The following is a 17,997-nucleotide window of genomic DNA, read 5'->3' on the forward strand; positions in this document are numbered from 1 at the left end:
CATTTTATTTCTATTCTAAACTCTTTTTCCCCAAAAAATTATAAATTAGTGTATTAATTTTTAATTTTTATTCTAATGACTGGTACAGTAAAATTTTTTAATGGATCTAAAGGATATGGGTTCATAACCAATGATGATACAGGTAAAGACATTTTTGTTCATGCTACTGCATTAAACGGAGTACAATTAAATGAAGGGGATAAAGTAGAGTATGAAGAAGAGGAAGGCAGAAAAGGAATTGTTGCAGGACAAGTCCAAGTTATTTAATACTTTTGCATGTAATTTTAATTTCTCTTTTTACTAAAAAAACGTTTTAATAGTTCAGAAGCTTCTTCTGCCAATAGTCCTCCTTCTATTTTTGTTTTAGGGTGTAATTTAGTGCCTAAAGCTCTACAACCCCTTTCCAAGTCTGTTGCAGCAAACACAATTCTAGAAATTTGGCTCCAATATAATGCTCCTGCACACATTTGGCATGGCTCTAAAGTAACATACAAGGTACATTCTTTTAAATATTTACCTCCTAAAAAATTAGCTGCAGAAGTAATGGCTTGCATTTCTGCATGCGCAGTAACATCATTTAATTGTTCTGTAAGATTATGCGATCTAGCTATAATTTTATCTTTAACAACAATAATTGCACCTACAGGAACTTCTCCTTTATCATAAGCAGTCTCAGCTTCTTGCAAAGCCTTTTTCATGTAATAAGTATCATCAAAAGGTTGTATCATATTATAAATTTAATTCAAGATTAATAAAAAAAGTAGGTTTTATAAAATAAAGAAGAACATAAGCTAAAATCTATATTTAATATACCGTCATAAAAACCGTAATTTTGTTACCTTAACTAATGTGGGCATGCCTAAAACTTTATTATCTACTATAAATTCTCCAAACGATCTTAAAAGATTACCGCAAGAGCAGTTACCACAATTAGCGCAAGAAATACGTGACTTTATCATTACAATTGTTGCCACAAAAGAAGGGCATTTAGGGGCAAGTTTAGGGGTTGTAGAGCTCACTATTGCATTACATTATGTTTATAAGACCCCTATAGATAATCTTATTTGGGATGTGGGGCATCAAGCCTACGGGCATAAAATACTTACTGGCAGAAAAGATGTTTTTGAAACCAACAGGCAACTAAATGGTATAAGTGGTTTTCCTAAAATTGACGAAAGTATTTACGACGCTTTTGGAACAGGGCATAGTTCTACCTCTATTTCGGCCATATTGGGTATGGCAATTGCCGCACAAATAAAAGGCAATGTCCAAAAGAATCATATAGCAGTTATTGGCGATGCGTCTATTGCTAGTGGAATGGCTTTTGAAGGCCTTAACCATGCTGGAGTTACTAATGCTAATGTTTTAATTATTTTAAATGATAATGCTATTGGTATTGATCCTAGCGTAGGTGCTCTAAAAAAATACCTCACTAATGTTAAAAAAGGAACAGCAAAGGATGAAAATATTTTTGAATGCTTAAACTTTAATTATACGGGTCCTATAGATGGTCATAATATAAATGATTTAATCAAAGAATTAAAGCGCCTACAAAATATAAAAGGCCCCAAATTATTACATGTTATTACCACTAAAGGTAAAGGATTAAAACAAGCTGAAGAAAACCAAGTTACCTACCATGCTCCTGGGAAATTTAACAAAACTACTGGAGATTTAATTCCTAAAAAAAATACAGTACAAGCTCCAAAATACCAAGATGTTTTTGGACACACTATTGTAGAACTAGCGCTTAATAATAAAAATATTGTTGGCATTACACCAGCAATGCCAACAGGTAGTTCTTTAAAATATATGATGGAAAAAATTCCTGACCGTGCTTTTGATGTTGGTATTGCAGAACAACATGCCGTAACCTTGGCTGCAGGTATGGTAAAAGAAGGTCTTATCCCCTTTTGTAATATTTATTCTACCTTTTTACAAAGAGCTTATGACCAAGTTATACATGATGTTGCTTTACAAAAACTACCTGTAATTTTTTGCTTAGATCGTGCTGGTTTGGTTGGCCAAGATGGAGTAACACATCATGGAATTTATGATATAGCATTTTTAAGGTGCATTCCAAATCTTATTATTTTTGCCCCTTTAAATGAAATAGAACTAAGAAATATAATGTACACCGCTCAATTAGGGCTAAAACAACCAATAGCAATTAGATACCCTAGAGGAAGAGGTGAAAATGTAGATTGGAAAAAGAGATTTAAAAAAATTAACATAGTAAGCTCCCAAGAATTAAAAAAAGGCACAAAAATTGCTATTATTTCCACTGGAACAATTGGAAATTTAGTCACAAAAGTTATAAATGATTTAGATTCTAATACAGAAATTGGTCACTATAATATGCCATTTATAAAACCTTTAGACACTAATAGACTTAGAACTATTTGTGTTAATTACGAGGCTATTATTACTATTGAAGACGGTTGCATAAGCGGCGGATTTGGCAGTGCCATTTCAGAATTTGTATTGGATAATAAATATAAAAACACTATTAAAATACTAGGAATTCCTGATGTTTTTATTGAGCACGGCAGCCTAGAAGAATTACATAAAATAGCTAAAATTGACTATCAAACCATTAAAAAAAGCATAAATGAATTACGCTTATCTTAAAAAACTAATCCAAAAAATAGTTCTAGCTTTATTTTTAATAACATTTTCACTACCCTCTTTTTCTCAAGATTCTCTTGCTACAACTTCAGAAATAGATACTACAATAATTAATACTATTGTTATTAGAAAAAATCAGGAAAAAATTAGGCATATTCCAAGGGGCGCACACTTAACAAACCCTTATGTTTCTTTTAAAAAGACAAAACCTTTAGCTAAAAAATATAAAAGGTTTAGAATTCCATCTTTCTGGATTAAGAAAAATCAATTAGGAATACGAGTAAGTGAAGTTGCTTTTGTAAACTGGAATGCAGGTGGTAACAACTCTATAAGTGGTCTTGGTAGTCTTAAATTTGAAAGAAATTATAAATTTAGATACGTACAATGGGATAATGAGTTAGAGTTAAGATACGGTCTAAACGCGCAAGAAGACCAAAAATTAAGAAAAACCGATGATAATATTAGAATGAGCTCCACATTTGGGTATAGAAGAGATACTATAAGTAATTGGTATTATTCTGTAAAAGCAAATCTAAGAACACAATTTTCTAATGGATATAAATATCCTGATAGAACTACTCCTATTTCTAGGTTTATGGCTCCGGGTTATTTCTTCTTTGGTGCCGGAACATCTTATATAACTCCAGATCAAAAATTTAATTTATATATATCTCCGCTAACCTTAAAGTCTACATATGTTTTAGACCAAAGACTAGCAGACAAAGGTGCTTTTGGTGTTAAAAAAGCTACTTTAGATACTAATGGAAATATAATAACTCCAGGGGAAACCGTTTTTGTAGAACTTGGTTTTTTATTAACCAATACTTGGCAAACCAACATTGCCAAAAATGTAAAAATGAAGCATAGACTTTCTCTTTATACAGATTACTTAACTAGTTTTGGTAATGTAGATATAGACTGGGAATTAAACTTTGACTTAAGAGTAAATAAATACATAAAAGCCAATATTGGAACTCATATTATTTATGATGATGATATTCTTTTTGATGAAGTTAAAGAAAACAATGTTGTAGTAGATGCCGGTATTCCTAGAATACAATTTAAACAATTATTAGGCGTAGGTGTTTCTTATGATTTTTAGTGAAGTTGCTTCCCCATTATTTTATTATGAATATGTACCGCAGCACTATCAGAAAGGCTAGCAACATAACAACAGGTATTTAGTAAAATATTATAAATAGAAACTTGTGTACGCTGGTAAAACTTAGGCAAAGTACTTATCATTAACCTGTCGTAATTAGATCCTTTGTTTTCTTTTTCATTTATAAGAGCAGAAGAATACACATCTAATATATCTGAGATTATCTTATACCCAGCTATCTCTTTTTCTATGACATCTTGCGCCTTATAAACTTTATTTACGCTTAGGGTAATTATGTCTTTAATTTGCGCAGCATAAGCACTTTTATCCAATAAAGACATATGAAAATCCCCTTTAAGAATTGCGTCTTCATTTGCAATGAATATATCTATTGCATCTGTAATTAATGTATTTATAGCTAGTGCGCGTAAATAACTTAAACGATCCTCTTTATATACTAAAGAATTATATTTCGTAGTATTAATACTATCTTTTACAAGTTTAATTAAATACTCTAAAGCATAATCTTCCGATATTAATCCAAGATTAATACCATCTTCAAAATCTATAATGGTATAACAAATATCATCTGCAGCCTCTACTAAGAAAGTTAATGGGTGTCTTGCGTAAGAAACAGCATCACCATCTCTTGTTTGTCTTAAACCTAACTCATTTGCAACATTAATAAATGCTTCTTTTTCGCTCTGAAAAAAACCAAACTTTTTATCTGCAATATGTTTTGTAGGCTTTTTAGGAAGTGATTCTTTTGGATATTTCATAAAAGCACCCAAAGTAGCATAACTAAGTCGTAATCCTCCGGAAACACCTTCTTTAGATTCTGTTAGGAGCTTAAAACCATTAGCATTACCTTCAAAATCTATAATATCTTGATATTCCTTTTTAGATAAAACCGATTGGTATTTTTTTCCAACTCCAGTTTTAAAATACTCTCCAATAGATTTTTCTCCACTGTGTCCAAAAGGCGGGTTTCCAATATCATGAGACAATGCTGCAGCAGCTACTATAGCTCCAAAATCATTGAATTTATACCCATGTATTTCACTTAAATACGGATGTTTTTCTATTATTTTTTTACCAGCAATTCTTCCTAAACTACGACCAACAACAGAAACTTCTAAGCTATGAGTAAGTCTTGTATGCACAAAATCGGTTTTAGACAAAGGAATAACCTGCGTTTTATCTTGTAAACTCCTAAAGGCTTTAGAAAATATTATACGGTCATAATCCACCTCAAAACCAAGCCTAGTTTCGTCTTGTTCTTTACGTAATCTTTTAAAAGTATCTCCTTGTCTTTTTAATGATAATAGTTGTTCCCAGCGCATTGTATAGTTTTAAAATACGCAAGTTACATTTTACAAAATAGTAATGCTAATAAAAAACAGCATTAACCTAAATGGCAAGGTTAACAACTCATTTTTTTATAAAAAACGGGACTCTTTTTTCCTGAAAACTGATACATTTATATAAACATATCTATCAAATTTATCGAAAAAATATAACCTTTAGATAACACTGCAGTCTAACTTCTTTTAGATATTTGCCGATTTATTTCTTTACTAAATTTATGGATAATGTTTACTTAATAATGATTGTGGCACTTGCTTTTTTAGCAATTGCTGATTTAGTGGTCGGAGTTAGTAATGATGCTGTGAATTTTTTAAATTCTGCTATTGGTTCTAAAGCTATTTCATTTAGAACCATAATGATTGTAGCTAGTATTGGTATTGCATGTGGTGCCATTTTTTCTAGTGGTATGATGGAGGTTGCTCGTAAAGATATCTTTAATCCTGGTGAGTTTTATTTTAATGAAATCATGTTCATTTTCATGGCTGTTATGATTACGGACATTCTGTTGTTAGATTTCTTTAACACCTTAGGAATGCCTACCTCTACAACTGTTTCTATAGTTTTTGAATTACTAGGTGCTGCAGTAGCAATGGCTCTAATTAAAATTGCAAATAATAATGGTTCTTTTTCTGAAGTAGCACAATATATAAATACTGAAAAAGCTGTTATAATTATAGCCGGAATTATAGTATCTATATTAATTGCTTTTACAATAGGTGCTCTTGTTCAATGGCTAACCAGACTATTAATTTCTTTTGATTTTAATAAAAAACCTAAATGGATAGGTGCGGTTTTTGGAGGTATTGCTTTAACTGCAATTTCTTATTTTATCCTTATTGAGGGTATTAAAGGAACTACACTAGTACAACATAATTTTAAAATAATAGGAAATATTACTCTTGAATCGTTTATAGAGCACAAACCTTTTTTAATTATTTTTTCAACATTTTCTGTTCTTATTACTTTATCGTTCTTAGTAATAACTTTTACTAAAATTAATATTTACAAGCTAATAATTACAGTTGGCACTTTTGCCTTAGCACTTGCTTTTGCTGGTAATGATTTAATGAATTTTATAGGTGTTCCTATTGCTGCTTGGCAATCTTATGAAGCTTGGGAAGCTTCTGGGGTATTAGCAACAAAGTTTAGTATGGAAATACTGTCTCAAAAAGTTCCCACACCAAACATATTACTTTTTATTGCTGGCATTATTATGGTTGTTACTCTTTGGTTTTCTAGTAAAGCTAAGGCTGTTGTTAAAACATCTATAGATTTATCTAGCCAAGAAAGAACAAAAGAACGTTTTCAACCTAATTTTATTTCTCGTTCTTTAGTCAGGTTTGCAGTAAATACCTCTGAAATTTTTACAAGTATTTTGTCAAAAAACATGCAGGACAAAATAGAAATTCAATTTACAAAAACAGCACCAATTATATCTAAAGACAAACCGCAAGATTTACCAGCTTTTGACATGGTACGTGCTGCTGTAAACTTAATGGTTGCAGGTATATTAATTTCTATAGCAACTTCTTTTAAGCTACCCTTATCTACTACATACGTTACATTTATGGTAGGTATGGGAACTTCTTTAGCAGATAGAGCATGGGGAGCAGAAAGCGCTGTATATAGGGTAGCTGGAGTATTAAATGTTATTGGTGGGTGGTTTGGTACTGCTTTAATTGCCTTTATAGCATCTGGTGGTATTTTAACCATAATCTATTTTGGAAAAGGGGTAGCTATTACCATCTTACTTTTTGGGGTATTTTCTTTATTGTTAAGAAGTTACATTTCCTATAACAGAAAAAACAAAATTCTTAAAGAAGAAGATAGTTTAAGTAAAGCAGAAAGTAGCTCTATACAAGGGGTTATAGAAGAAAGTGCACACAACGTTGCAAGAGTAGTTAAAAGGGCTAATAAAATATTTACAACCAGCTTTAATAGTCTTGCAAAACAAGATTTAGAAACTCTTAAAAAGAATAAAAAAGGTGTTGTACGGCTTTCTGAGGAAATAGATGATTTAAGAGACCATATTTTTTATTTTATAAAAAATTTAGACGAAGCAAGTGTTGGTGCTAGCAATTTTTATATAAATATCTTAGGCTATTTACAAGCCATGACACAGTCTTTAGAATATATTGCTAAAATTACACACAAACACATTAGCAACAATCACAAAAAATTAAAGTATAACCAAATCAAAGAGCTAAAAGAAATAGACATTGAGTTAAAAAAATTACTTACTGATACACAGTTAGTTTTTGAGAATAGGTCTTTTGAAGAAATTGAAAGTATTGTTAAACACAAAAACAATCTTTTTAATTTAGTTTCAGATAAAATAGAAAAACAAGTAGCAAGAACTAGAACAGAAGAATCTAGTCCTAAAAACACTACTTTGTATTTTACACTACTATTAGAAACTAAAGATTTAATAACAGCAACAATGAACCTATTAGAGTCTTATTACAAAGAACATGATAGCTCTGTAAAGCCTGCAACCATTGACAATAAAGACTCTAATTAAAAACATTTTTATTGTAAAGAAACTAGTTCTAAAGTAGTAGTGTATAATTCTCTTTTTTCCATTTTTGCTTTTAGCCAAGCATAAAAACTCATTACATAAATATCTTCTTCGCGGTTATCTTTCCAATCAAAAGAACGTTCTACTTTTTCTTTAAAAGATGATGTATTCACATTTTTAGGAGATTCATAATATGTTAGTGCTAACTGTATAAAAGTTAAAACTCTTTCTTCATTTATTGCAATTAACCTTTCTTTAAATTTAATTTTAAAACTCTTTACTCGTAATAAAACTAAATCTAGTTCATCTAACTCTATTAATAATAAAATTTCTAGTATACTCTTTTTTAAAACCCATAACCAGCCCGCTTTTTTCTCATACCAAACATCACTATGGTATAATCTTTTTATAATACTATAAGCATCTCTAAATCTATTCTGTTGAAAAAAACACATCGTGTGTATTAACTCTATATCCAAAGCCTCGGTTTTGTTTTTAGATAATATTTGCAAAGCCTTGTTAAAATTTCCAGTATAGTTATAATTTAAAACTTTTAACACTGTTACATCTGCTAAAAATCGCTTATAGTACGCTTTCTTATTTTTTAGCATTTCTTTTTCCATCTTTACTACAAATGCCATGGATTTTTTAAAACTCTTATTCCTAAAATGTACCATTGCCATAACTTGTAAAATACCTATATGGTAATACAAATGTTTGTAGGCTAATGTTTCTTTACTATTTACAACAGCATAAGCTTCTTCTATAAATGGCGTAATCCTATAATAATTACGCTGCAGTTTTGCCGTAATAGAAGTTAAATTCATTAACTGATACAAAGATTTATAGGACAAAGAAGCATTTATAGATACCTTATATTTTGTAAATGCATTTTCTACAATAGTGTCTATTTTTTCTAAAGATTTAGTTATTAAAATCTTTTCTTTAATCTCTGCATAAGCCATATTTAATTTAAAATCTTTTTGAAAAGCCTCCATATTACTATCTGCCAGTTTAAATGTAGTATAAAGATTCACTAAAGAATTACAATGTGCATATTGTATTTTGGTATGGTAAATTTCATTTAGTAAAGAGTAATGGTCTATAAAACTGGCTAACTTTTCTGCTCTGGCTAGAGTGTTATAACCAAGCTTGTATTCTTTTTGTTCTAAAAACAAACGGCTTACCACCAGCAATTTTAAAACCTCTAACTCTTCAGAGGTTTCTCCTTCAAAACTTTTAGTAGCTATAAAATCTAACAAATTATCCTGGAGTCTTTTGCATAAAGCATGAAAAGCATTCTTATTTGGTTTACCATAAAGCTTAATATCTAAAGCATTTGTCTCTCCTTTTAATAGATAATTAAATAGAATAACATTTTTAACATCTCCTCTACGGTTCTTATTTTTTAACCATAAGATAAAATTTTGCCTATTTTCTATAGATAAAGAGTTAATTATTAATAAAATTTTATTCATTTAATCGTAAGTAAAATATTTAATTACTATTTATAAATAGGAATAAATAGATGTACAATATAATATTAAATCGTAAGTTATTCTTTTTTTTTGAGTATAAAAAACACTTTGGCCGTTGCACCTTTGTACCATACTAAACATCAAAATAAAATAGTATGGAAAATCAAATGTTTACAGAAACAAAAAAGAATACACGATTAGAAAAAGAAAAAAAAGAGCAAGATTACGATTTAAAACCTACACCAGCTTTTATATCTGCATCATGGAGTGCCTTGCTTTTAGGAATGGTCTCTTTCTGTATTGGTCTATGGAATGCAGATATGCTATTGAATGAAAAAGGATACTATTTTACTGTTCTTTTATTTGGGTTATTCTCTGTAGTATCGGTACAAAAGAGTGTTCGTGACAAAAAAGAAGGACTCCCTGTTACCGAAGCCTATTATGGAATTAGTTGGTTCACTACCATAACCTCTATTGTGTTATTAGTTATTGGACTTTGGAATGCCGATTTACTGTTAAGTGAAAAAGGCTTTTACGGCATGTCTTTTACCTTAAGTTTATTTTCTGCAATTGCAGTACAAAAAAACACTCGTGATCTTAAATTTTTAGAAGAATTAGATTAAATATTTTAAAAAAGCATTAAAACGTAATTCTAATAATTGCGTTTTGATGTTTACCAAAAGGCAATTCTTATATAAGAATTGCCTTTTATGTTTTTTATTAGAGGCACTTAAACATAATTTTCCTTTTTGTGGAGTTCTTTAAATATATGAATAGCTTAGTTTATAATTAACATTTATCCTTTGCAAAACTAAGTAACACATTAAACTTTATAATATCTGAAATAACACTATCCTCAAGGATTTCAAAAAAACTTTTAGAGCCATACTTTATACCCCATTTTGTTCTATCAATACTAAAAACAGCTCTATAATCAATATCAGAAACTGGCTGCTCTTCCAAATAGAAATTTATAGGGTTTGTAACTCCTTTAATAGTTAAATCTGCTTTTAACGAAATCTTTGAACTTGATCTATAATTCACTTCTGTGATAACTAAATAAGCAAAAGGGAATTTTTCTGTATTAAAAAAGTCACCCCCTTTTAAATGGTTTGTAAGCATCGAATTATATTTATCATCATTAATTGAGTTCATATCTACTATAAATTCGCCACCTACTAATAAATTATTTTTAAAAAGCAATTCTCCTTTTTTAAATTTAATTGAGCCAGAGTGTTCTATTATATCAAATGATTTTGAACCTAACCATGTAATTTTACTATCAACAATATTAATTGGCTTCTTTTCTTGGGCTGTTAAACATGTAAAATTTATTAATAATAGTAACATTGTTTTTAATACATTCTTCATAATTCTAAGTTTTAAAATTATGCCTAAGATATATTTGATGAAGGTCTGTAAATGCAAAAGGTTTGTCAAAGATTTGTAAAAAGTATGTAATTGAATACTGAACCTATTTTCAATTCTTAAATTTGTTTAATGATTAAAACTGAAAAAAGTGCCTTTTACATATTTGGGATTTTAATTCTTGTATTAATTTATTCTTTATATACAAATACTACCTCTCCCAAAACTGAAATTATAAATGTATCACTTCGTAATATTGGTCACCAGTTATTACTAAAAAATAATGACACAACTTCTTTAGTCTTCCCTATTAAGAAGAAGTCCAATGATTGGTTCGAAATTTCATTTAACTCAAAAATATCAATCTCGCCTAGCTTTTTAACCAAAACTGTTAAAAATACTTTTAACAAACTAAAACTACCTGCAAATTATATTGTCGAAGTCAGAAGTTGTGAGTTAAATGAAATTGTTTATAGTTACAAAATGTCTTTGAAAGAAGAGGGAGTTCTTATTCCATGTATTGGTAGAGATTTGCCAAAAGCTTGTTATAGATTAAACATAAAGTTCCTTTCTTCCTCTAAAAAATTATGGAAATTTACTCCTTATATCTTAATAATTATTGGGGGTATAATAATTTTCTTTTTTTACTTAAAAAAACAGGACAAAAGAAAAAAAAATAGTACAAACACTTCCTATAATATAAAAGACATATTAAATACTGAGGAAAGAAAATTAATCCTCAATGATATTGAAATAGATTTAAGTGAAAAAGAAACAGAAATATTAATTTTATTTCTAAACAAACCAAATCAAATTATATCAAGAGAAGAACTACAAAAAGAAGTTTGGGAAGACAAAGGCGTTATTGTAGGTAGAAGTTTAGATACTTATATTTCTAAACTCAGAAAAAAATTAAGTAAAAACAGTTCTATAGAGATTCTTAATATTCGAGGTATAGGTTATAAAATGAAAATCTAAATTGCTTTCATAAAATTATTCTCTATAATAAGCCTAATTTTCACAAGAAAAAAAAGACCTTAAAGAATTTATCTATAAAAATTCATCTCATCTATATATTTCCAAACTACTTCTGGCAATAAAGGTTTGATGTTTTTTCCTAATTTATGGTTTTTGCGAATAAATGTGGATGAGATTTCCATTATTGGAGCATCTACTTTATGTATTTTAGGATGATTTTTAAATTGATGTTCTACAACACCGCTAGAAACTCTAGGATAGACATACACAGCATAATCTTCTAGGATAACTTCATAATTCTTCCACTTATGTAAACCTTTAAGGTTATCCTCTCCCATTATTAAAGAAAATTCATATTCAGTCGGATATTTTTCTGAAAGTACCACTAAAGTATTTATTGTGTAATTAGGCTGCGGCATATTAAACTCTATCATACTAGGTTTTAAGCCATCATAGTATTTAACAGCATCATATACCATTTGGTATCTATGATGATTGTCTAGTAATGTTTTTTTAGTCTTAAAAGGGCTTTGCGGAGTTACTACGAACCAAACCTCATCCAAATCAGAGAACTCTACCATATGGTTGGCAATTACCAAATGTCCTAAATGAATAGGATTAAAAGTGCCAAAATAAAGTCCTATTTTTTTCATTTATTACTTTACTGTTCTTTGGAATTCACAAAACTTGCAACAAGATCATGCGCTTCTTTTAAAGCAACATCTAAATCGTAATTTTTAATAGTTTTATCAAACTGTGGTGCAGTTGCCAATTCTACAGATGCTTTAGCTACGCGCATATTAATTTTATCTTCGCTTTCTGTACTTCTCTTCTTAAGTCTTATTTTAAGCTCATCTACACTTGGTGGTTTAACAAAAACAGCTAATGTCTCTTTCGGGAATTTCTTTTTAATACGTAATCCTCCAACAACATCTATATCAAAAATTACATTTTTACCTTCTGCCCAAAGACGCTCTACTTCTGTTTTTAAAGTTCCATAGAAATTATCTCTATAAACTTCTTCCCACTCTAAAAAATCATCATTCTTAATATGTTTTTTAAACTCAGAAACAGTCATAAAATAATAATGTTCCCCATTTTTTTCTTTCCCTCGTCTAGGTCTAGACGTTGCAGAAACAGAAAATGCTAAATTTAAATCTTGTTGCTTTAATAAGTGCCTAACTATAGTAGTTTTACCACTTCCAGATGGTGCCGAAAAAATTATTAATTTACCCCCTGCCATTATAAAACATTCAACATTTGTTCTTTAATTTTTTCTAACTCATCTTTCATTTGCACTACTATTTGCTGCATAGGAGCATAATTAGCTTTAGAGCCTATAGTATTAATTTCTCTTCCTATTTCTTGACATATAAATCCAAGTTTTTTTCCATTACTGTCTGATGAGCTTAACGTTTTTGTAAAATATTCTAAATGGTTCTTTAAACGTACTTTTTCTTCTGTAATATCATATTTTTCCAGGTAATAAATAAGCTCTTGCTCAAACCTATTAGCATCTACATCTGCGGTTAAATCTGCAACAGCTTTTTCTAACTTTTCTCTTATAGTTGCTTGCCTTTCTGGGTCTATATCCTTAACCTCTTCCAGTAAGGAAGTTAACTTCCTTAATCTTAATTTAAAATCGATTTCTAATACACTTCCTTCTTCGGATCTAAATTTATTAATTTCCTCCAAAGCGGCAACTAAGGATTCTTTTATAGAAGTGTACTCTTCTTCATCTATATCTTCTTTTTCGGTTTTCATAGCATCAGGCATACGCAATGCCATTTCTAGAAGCTGTATAGATTCTCCGTCTGCAATAGACTGCAATTGTTTCATATACTGCTTTACAGCCACTTCATTTACTTGAGCAGGAGTAGTATCTCCTGTATTCTCAATATATAATCCAAAATCTACCTTGCCACGAACCAAAGAGCTTGCTATTACCTTTCGTAATTCTAATTCCTTTTCTCTATATGCCGAAGGCATTCTTGCGTTTAAATCTAAGTTTTTACTATTTAAGGACTTTAATTCTACTGTAATTTTTTTTGAGGGAAGTTGTATTACATGTTTCCCAAACCCGGTCATGGATTGAATCATATATAGATTATTTACCTGCAAAGATAATTAAAGCATATTATTTAAAAGCATCTGTCTTATTTTTAAAAGTTAGCGTATAAAAAAAGCTGTTTAATTAAACAGCTTTTTTTATATCTAAATTATTTATCTACAACTCCCTTACCCAGATATTCCTATAACTTACTCTACTATTATCTCCATGGTCTTGTAATTTTATAGGGCCTTTACCATGCGGAGGATTTTTTGGCCATCCTATATATGGTGTTGTTCCTTTAATTTCCACATGATCTTGAATAAGTATACCATTATGTAATACTGTTAATGTGCCTGATTTTATTTTTACCCCTGCTTCATTAAACTCAGGAGCATGATACACAATATCATAAACATTCCACTCTCCACTAGGAACGGATGCCATTGCTAAAGGAGTATGCTGTTTATAAACGGAACCAACTTGGCCATTAACATAGGTATCATTATCATTATTATCCAAAATTTGCACTTCATATCTGCCTTGCATAAAAACACCACTATTCCCCCTATTTTGCCCTTTCCCTTTAATATCTGCTGGGGATTGCCATTCTATATGCAATTGTATATCTCCAAATTTTTGTTTGGTTTGTATGTCTCCCGATTTATTTTTAACCGTTACACTCCCATCTTCATTAATAAGCCAAGTAGCTTTTTTATTAGTTTTAGTATGCTCCCAATTATTTAAGTTTTCTCCATCAAATAATACAATAGCATCACTAGGAACTCCATTAGTATTCTTTTTCACAACAGGAACTACTGGTTCATAAAATTCGGTTTCCTCTGGTTTTGTTGGCTCTTTAACTTTATTTTCTGTAACTATTTCTTTTTGACTATAACAACTATTAGCTACAAAAGCAACAAGCGCAAAAGCTAGACGTAATTTCTTCATTTTTACAACTCTTTAATTTTAATGTTCCAGTAAAATACCATTTTATCCATGGTATAATAAAGTATGTTTTAAATCCCTAAAATTCCTTTTAAGGCATCTTTATCTGTATCTCTACCAGCAAAATCATCAAATGTTTTCTGGGTTGCTTCTATAATGTGTTTTTGAATAAAAGGGGCGCCTTCACGAGCACCTTGCTCAGGACTCTTCATACAACATTCCCATTCCATAACTGCCCAAACATTACAACCGTACTGAGTAAGTTTAGAAAAAATTCCGCTAAAATCTACTTGACCATCACCCGGAGATCTAAATCTTCCTGCTCTGTCTATCCAATCCGAATATCCACCGTAAACACCTTGTTTTCCTGTTGGGTTAAATTCGGCATCTTTTACATGAAAGGCTTTAATAAAAGAATGGTAATGATCTATAAATGCTAAATAATCTAAATTTTGTAGTACATAATGACTAGGGTCATACAACATATTTACACGCTTATGATTTTTTGTTGCTGCTAAAAAACGCTCAAAAGAAACACCATCATGTAAATCTTCTCCTGGGTGAATTTCATAACAAACATCTACCCCCTTATCATCAAAATGATTAAGAATAGGCATCCATCTATTTGCAAGTTCCTCAAAACCTAATTCTACTAATCCTGGAGGTCTTTGTGGCCATGGATACATAGTATGCCAAAGTAAAGCTCCAGAAAAAGTTGCATGGGACTTTAACCCTAAACGGTTACTTGCAGTACCTGCTTTTTTAACAGTTTCTATTGCCCATTCTGTTCTTGCTTTGGGGTTGTTTTTAACAACATCAGGAGCAAAACCATCAAACATAGAATCATAGGCAGGGTTTACAGCCACTAATTGGCCTTGTAAATGTGTAGAAAGTTCTGTTATTTCTAGTCCATAAGAATTAACCTTTCCTTTTAATTCATCACAATACGTTTGGCTTTCAGCAGCTTTCTCAATATCTATTAAAAAAGATTCCCATGTAGGTATTTGTATTCCTTTATATCCTAAGTCTGCTGCCCATTTACACATACCATCTAAAGTATTAAATGGTGCTTTACTATCTACAAATTGTGCTAAAAAAACAGCCGGACCTTTTATTGTTTTCATTTTAATGTTTTTAGTATATTTTTCTTAATATTTTGTTTTCATTCAAGAAATTTTTATAAATATGCAGTATATTTAATGTTATTCTGCCATATTATCAATTTCTCGACAGATGTGTTATAAATATAGGCATAACATTATTATTTTTTAAAAAGCACAATGAATTACGAAGAAATTTACGATGCCATAGTAGTAGGAACTGGAATAACAGGAGGTTGGGCAGCTAAAGAATTATGTGAAAATGGTTTAAAAACTTTAGTGCTTGAACGTGGTCCTATGGTTAAACATATAGAGGATTACAAAACTATGAATGATGACCCTTGGGATTACCCTCTTAAAGGTGAACTTTCCAAGGCAGATAAAAAAAAACAACATATACAAGCTAGAACTGGATTTGCTCCAAAAGAAGATAACAAACATTTTTTTGTAAATGATTTGGAACACCCCTATGAAGAAATTAAACGTTTTGACTGGATACGTGGCTACCATGTAGGCGGACGGTCTTTGACTTGGGGAAAACAAAGTTATAGATGGAGTGATATTGATTTTAAGGCAAATAAAAAAGATGGAAATGGTGTAGACTGGCCTGTACGCTATAAAGATATTTCTCCTTGGTATGATAAGGTAGAAGAGTACATTGGTGTAAGTGGTCAAAATTTAGGGTTAAAACAGCTTCCTGATGGTAAATTTCAACCCCCTATGGATTTGAACTGTGTTGAAAAAGTCTTAAAAGAATCTATGGCATCTTCTTTTGACGATGGTAGACTTTTAACTATTGGTAGGGTTGCACATCTTACAGATAAAAATGCAAAATTTGAAGGGAGAAGTCCTTGCCAATATAGAGACAGATGCCGTAGAGGTTGTCCTTTTGGAGGCTATTTTAGTAGTAACTCCTCTACACTACCCGCAGCAGAACGCACCGGGAATATGACATTAAGACCCAACTCCATTGTTCATGAAGTAGTATATAATTCTAAAACAAAAAAAGCAACTGGTGTAAAAATTATTGATGCACTTACCAAAGAAAAAATAGAATACAAAGCCAAAGTAATATTCTTGTGCGCATCTGCAATGGCATCTGTTGGGATATTATTGCAATCTAAGTCTAAACGTTTTCCTAATGGCCTCGGAAATGATTCTGACGCATTAGGAAGAGGTATTATGGACCACCATTACCAATTAGGAGCTTCTGCAAAAGTAGATGGGTTTTTAGATAAATATTACAAAGGAAGAAGGCCAAACGGATTTTACATTCCTAGATTTGTAAACTTAGATGCTAAAACTAACCGTAAAGATTATATAAGAGGCTTTGGTTTTCAAGGAAGTGCGAGCAGAGAAAATTGGACGGATGCTATTGCAGAAATGGGTTACGGTACTGAATTAAAAGAAAACATTTTAAAACCTGGCGAGTGGAGGATTGGAGCAGGAGGTTTCGGAGAAATGCTTCCTTATGATGATAACCGAGTAACCCTTAGTAAAACAAAAAAGGATAAATGGGGTTTGCCGCAACTTGCTTTTGATGTTGAGTTCAAGGAAAATGAACTAAATATGCGAAAAGACATTCTCAAGATAATTTTTGAAACATTTAAAACTGCTGGCTTTAAAAATGTAAAAACTTACAACAATTCTACTGGCCCAGGTCTTGGAATTCATGAAATGGGCGGAGCAAGAATGGGGCACTCAGCCAAAACGTCAATCGTAAATAAATACAACCAAGTACATAGTGTACCAAATGTTTATGTAACAGATGGTGCTTTTATGAGTTCTTCTAGCTGTGTAAATCCTTCATTAACTTATATGGCTTTTACAGCAAGAGCAGCAAACCATGCTGCAAAGGAATTTAAAGCAGGTACATTTTCTTAAAATTACTATATTACGCAACACTAACAATATTAAAAATTATAAACACGTTTATTATAAATGGAAAATTCATCGGCAAGAAATATGTGGGGAGATTATTTAGATAAGCATTTAGAAGATGCTTTTCATGAAGCTCCAAAAACAATTCATTTTTGTGATAATAAGAATGATGCTAATGAATGTGCTAATCTTGTAAAATCTGGAGTAAAAAAAGCTACTACAGATTCTCTTATTGGCATTCAAAATAGAGAAGAAAAATTACCTAAAATAGGAGATTTTACAGTCATTACAAACTGGGAAGGAGAAGCTCAATGTATTATAAAAACGACTAAAGTTACCTTAAAACCTTATTTTAGTATTGATGAATCTTACGCTAAGAAAGAAGGTGAAGGGGACAAATCTTTAACACATTGGAAAAAAGTACATTGGGATTATTACACTAGAGAATTAAGTGCTTTTAATCGCAAACCTAGCGAGAGCATGATTGTGGTTTGCCACGAATTTAAGGTTGTTTTTAAACGATAATTATTTAGTATTAAAACATAAAAAATGCAGTCCTAAATAAGGCTGCATTTTTT

Annotated in this window: 17 protein-coding genes; 8 read left to right on the plus strand and 9 right to left on the minus strand. The window is 30.7% G+C overall.

Going from position 1 to position 17,997, the window contains the following annotated elements; genetic code table 11:
• Positions 1 to 75 precede the first annotated feature (75 nt).
• Positions 76 to 267, plus strand: a complete 192-nt coding sequence (locus Q0945_RS02960) for a cold shock domain-containing protein (RefSeq protein WP_121063961.1) — start codon at positions 76 to 78, stop codon at positions 265 to 267.
• 17 nt (positions 268 to 284) lie between these two features.
• Here the strand turns inward: Q0945_RS02960 and Q0945_RS02965 are convergent, their stop codons facing one another.
• Positions 285 to 728 (minus strand): nucleoside deaminase, encoded by a 444-nt coding sequence (locus Q0945_RS02965; RefSeq protein ID WP_299430617.1) that lies wholly within the window; start codon positions 726 to 728, stop codon positions 285 to 287.
• 127 nt (positions 729 to 855) lie between these two features.
• Here Q0945_RS02965 and Q0945_RS02970 point away from each other — a divergent pair, with 127 nt between their 5' ends.
• On the plus strand, positions 856 to 2,631 hold the full coding sequence (locus Q0945_RS02970) for a 1-deoxy-D-xylulose-5-phosphate synthase (RefSeq protein ID WP_299430619.1): 1,776 nt from the start codon (positions 856 to 858) through the stop codon (positions 2,629 to 2,631).
• Positions 2,612 to 3,730 (plus strand): DUF3078 domain-containing protein, encoded by a 1,119-nt coding sequence (locus Q0945_RS02975; RefSeq protein ID WP_299430621.1) that lies wholly within the window; start codon positions 2,612 to 2,614, stop codon positions 3,728 to 3,730. The genes Q0945_RS02970 and Q0945_RS02975 overlap by 20 nt, the downstream gene beginning before the upstream one ends.
• On the opposite strand, the gene dgt is transcribed toward Q0945_RS02975, so the two are convergent.
• Complete coding sequence (dgt, locus tag Q0945_RS02980) at positions 3,727 to 5,073, minus strand: dGTP triphosphohydrolase (protein WP_299430623.1); 1,347 nt, start codon at positions 5,071 to 5,073, stop codon at positions 3,727 to 3,729. The genes Q0945_RS02975 and dgt overlap by 4 nt on opposite strands.
• Before the next feature lie 242 nt (positions 5,074 to 5,315).
• Here dgt and Q0945_RS02985 point away from each other — a divergent pair, with 242 nt between their 5' ends.
• On the plus strand, positions 5,316 to 7,619 hold the full coding sequence (locus Q0945_RS02985; RefSeq protein WP_299430625.1) for an inorganic phosphate transporter: 2,304 nt from the start codon (positions 5,316 to 5,318) through the stop codon (positions 7,617 to 7,619).
• An 8-nt stretch (positions 7,620 to 7,627) separates the two neighbouring features.
• On the opposite strand, the gene Q0945_RS02990 is transcribed toward Q0945_RS02985, so the two are convergent.
• The gene (locus Q0945_RS02990; RefSeq protein ID WP_299430627.1) at positions 7,628 to 9,094 is read right to left on the minus strand and encodes a hypothetical protein; all 1,467 of its coding nucleotides are present in this window, start codon (positions 9,092 to 9,094) and stop codon (positions 7,628 to 7,630) included.
• 155 nt (positions 9,095 to 9,249) lie between these two features.
• On the opposite strand from Q0945_RS02990, the gene yiaA reads away from it, so the two are divergent.
• Positions 9,250 to 9,717, plus strand: coding sequence for an inner membrane protein YiaA (gene yiaA / locus Q0945_RS02995; RefSeq protein WP_299430629.1), 468 nt, complete (start codon positions 9,250 to 9,252; stop codon positions 9,715 to 9,717).
• Between the two features lie 166 nt (positions 9,718 to 9,883).
• On the opposite strand, the gene Q0945_RS03000 is transcribed toward yiaA, so the two are convergent.
• Entirely contained in the window at positions 9,884 to 10,465 is a 582-nt protein-coding gene (locus Q0945_RS03000) for a YceI family protein (protein WP_299430631.1), read from the minus strand.
• Between the two features lie 129 nt (positions 10,466 to 10,594).
• Between Q0945_RS03000 and Q0945_RS03005 the strand changes: the two genes are divergently transcribed.
• Positions 10,595 to 11,440, plus strand: coding sequence for a winged helix-turn-helix domain-containing protein (locus tag Q0945_RS03005; protein ID WP_299430633.1), 846 nt, complete (start codon positions 10,595 to 10,597; stop codon positions 11,438 to 11,440).
• A 68-nt stretch (positions 11,441 to 11,508) separates the two neighbouring features.
• On the opposite strand, the gene nadD is transcribed toward Q0945_RS03005, so the two are convergent.
• The 5 genes from nadD to Q0945_RS03030 form a co-directional block, all read right to left on the minus strand.
• Positions 11,509 to 12,093, minus strand: coding sequence for a nicotinate (nicotinamide) nucleotide adenylyltransferase (nadD, locus tag Q0945_RS03010; RefSeq protein ID WP_299430634.1), 585 nt, complete (start codon positions 12,091 to 12,093; stop codon positions 11,509 to 11,511).
• 8 nt (positions 12,094 to 12,101) lie between these two features.
• A complete protein-coding gene (gene gmk, locus Q0945_RS03015; RefSeq protein WP_299430636.1) occupies positions 12,102 to 12,683 on the minus strand; it encodes a guanylate kinase in 582 nt (193 codons plus the stop codon).
• Positions 12,683 to 13,540: a YicC/YloC family endoribonuclease gene (locus tag Q0945_RS03020; RefSeq protein WP_299430638.1), complete on the minus strand. Its 858-nt coding sequence runs from the start codon at positions 13,538 to 13,540 to the stop codon at positions 12,683 to 12,685. Before Q0945_RS03020 ends, gmk begins: the two co-directional genes overlap by 1 nt.
• Positions 13,541 to 13,667: 127 nt before the next feature.
• Entirely contained in the window at positions 13,668 to 14,441 is a 774-nt protein-coding gene (locus tag Q0945_RS03025) for a DUF1080 domain-containing protein (protein ID WP_299430640.1), read from the minus strand.
• Positions 14,442 to 14,509: 68 nt separating this feature from the next.
• Complete coding sequence (locus Q0945_RS03030; protein WP_299430642.1) at positions 14,510 to 15,562, minus strand: sugar phosphate isomerase/epimerase; 1,053 nt, start codon at positions 15,560 to 15,562, stop codon at positions 14,510 to 14,512.
• 156 nt (positions 15,563 to 15,718) lie between these two features.
• Between Q0945_RS03030 and Q0945_RS03035 the strand changes: the two genes are divergently transcribed.
• Both Q0945_RS03035 and Q0945_RS03040 read left to right on the plus strand, forming a co-directional pair.
• Complete coding sequence (locus Q0945_RS03035; protein ID WP_299430644.1) at positions 15,719 to 17,422, plus strand: GMC family oxidoreductase; 1,704 nt, start codon at positions 15,719 to 15,721, stop codon at positions 17,420 to 17,422.
• A 57-nt stretch (positions 17,423 to 17,479) separates the two neighbouring features.
• A complete protein-coding gene (locus Q0945_RS03040; RefSeq protein ID WP_299430646.1) occupies positions 17,480 to 17,944 on the plus strand; it encodes an ASCH domain-containing protein in 465 nt (154 codons plus the stop codon).
• The last annotated feature ends 53 nt before the right edge of the window (positions 17,945 to 17,997 follow it).

It is taken from the genome of uncultured Maribacter sp. (genome assembly GCF_947500405.1).
GTDB lineage: Bacteria > Bacteroidota > Bacteroidia > Flavobacteriales > Flavobacteriaceae > Maribacter_B.